Consider the following 1,989-nt stretch of genomic DNA (forward strand, 5'->3'; position numbering starts at 1 on the left):
CGCTGTTCCCGGTTAGAGAATCGAGCGTCTCCTTCATTCCTCTGCTTGTAATTTCATACACGTGCTGTGCCGTTTGTTCAGCCAGTCCTTCGATCTGATTCAGGTCTTGACCCCACCATGACTGCCGGCCAAGTGCCAGCGCAGTCAATTGCTTCGCCCCGGCAAGAGTACCGTCATATTGACTCCACAGTTCACCAAACGTACTCAACACTTCAGCTTCGTCAGCCAACGCAATCGACTCGCCATTTCTGTCACCCCGGTAAAATACGAGCAAGGACGCCAGTGAAAACACGATTTTGACAGGCAGCGCCTTACGTTGCTCCACATACTGGAGCAAAGATGGCAAGTTCCGTGTCTTGAACTTGGACACCGAATTTAGTGCGATACTCATAACATAATGACTTACATAGGGATTACGGAATCGTTCAATAACATCATCGGCATATACATTCAATTCCGCTTCTGGCGAGTCCAGCGTCGGAATAATTTCTTCTCGAATCAGCGACTGGATAAAGTTTCCCATAATATCATGCTCGACCGCCTGCCCCACCGTGTCCAGGCCATATAAATAAGCTACAGGTGTAAGCGCCGTATGGGCTCCATTCAAAATGCGTACTTTTCGTGTACGGTATGGCGCCATATCGTCGACAATCAGTACATTCAATCCGGCCAAATGAGCAGGTAATTCTTCTTTAAGCCACTGTGGCCCTTCAATAACCCATAAATGATACTGTTCGCCCACAACAACCAAATCGTCCTTGTAACCCAATTCTGCTTGAATCTCATGAATCCGGTCTTTGGGATAACCAGGTACAATCCGATCGACCAAACTGTTGCAGAACGTATTCGATTCCTCCAACCATGCAATAAACTCAGCCCCAAGCTTCCATTGGTCCGCATATTTCAATACGATTTCCTTGAGAGCGTCTCCATTACGGTCGATGAGCTCGCACGGAATGATCACCAGTCCCTTGCTCTGATTGCCCCCGAAGAATTGAAAGCGCTTGTACAGAAAGGCGGCTAGCTTGCCTGGAAAGCTCTTTTGCGGACGATCTTCCAATTGATCCTCTGGTGCATAAGCGATCCCCGCTTCCGTCGTGTTCGACACGACAAAACGCAGCTCCGGCTTTTGGGATAATGCTTCATACTCGGAAAAATCAGAGCCGTATGGATTAATCCCACGAGTGACGCACTCCACAACGGTATGCTCCTTCATGGCCTTCCCATCCTTAATCCCTTCAAGAATAACCGTATACAGGCCATCCTGCTCGTTAAGCTTCTCCACGAGGCCTCCTGGCTGCGGTTGTACAATCACAACTCCCGTATTCCATTCTGCCAGCTTATTCATTTTGTCAAATTGCCAGTCAACAAAAGCACGCAGGAAGTTCCCTTCCCCGAATTGCAGCACCCTCACAGGATGCGGGTCTGTTACGATAAAGCTTTTTCTGTTTAATTGGTCTAATTCATCTACTTGTTTCATCCGGAGTAACCTCCCACAATTACCATAATGATTTCATCGTTATTTTATCACAATGCACACGTTAACAAAATAGTTTTATCAATATTTTTAGTTTAAAAAAATAATAATGACAATAATATGAACACGTTAACATATACGTTTATATAAAAATTTGTAAGTATATCGTCCTTTTTCTGTTGTTTCTCACCTGATCCAAGACGGTTAAGGCTAACTATCACCCTATCCCGAGACCTTGTTCTTATATACATTTCAGGAGAATAGACGCAAGAAAGCACGGGCAGGATAACACTACTTACTAGGCAGGAGGAACATCTATGAAGACAATCGCAGATACTATTGTACAAGTTTTGGTCAATGCAGGGGTCAAGAGGGTTTATGGCATTGTTGGAGACTCTCTAAATAATATGGTTGATTCCATTCGCAGCAATGGTCAAATCGAATGGATTCATGTAAGGCACGAAGAAGTGGCTGCCTTTGCAGCCGGAGCGGATGCTGACCTTAGTGGTAGC

Annotated in this window: 2 protein-coding genes; one reads left to right on the forward strand and one right to left on the reverse strand. The window is 45.6% G+C overall.

All coding sequences use genetic code 11. The annotated features are described in order from the left end of the window. A partial coding sequence (locus GRP75_RS25565) for a tagaturonate reductase (RefSeq protein ID WP_160790731.1) occupies nucleotides 1-1,480 on the reverse strand: 1,480 nt, incomplete at its 3' end. 314 nt (nucleotides 1,481-1,794) lie between these two features. Here GRP75_RS25565 and GRP75_RS25570 point away from each other — a divergent pair. Continuing rightward, nucleotides 1,795-1,989, forward strand: a 195-nt coding sequence (locus GRP75_RS25570; RefSeq protein ID WP_272917242.1) for a thiamine pyrophosphate-binding protein, incomplete at its 3' end; no start/stop codon positions are given.

The sequence above is a fragment of the Paenibacillus sp. OT2-17 genome, from assembly GCF_009827695.1.
GTDB lineage: Bacteria > Bacillota > Bacilli > Paenibacillales > Paenibacillaceae > Paenibacillus > Paenibacillus polymyxa_B.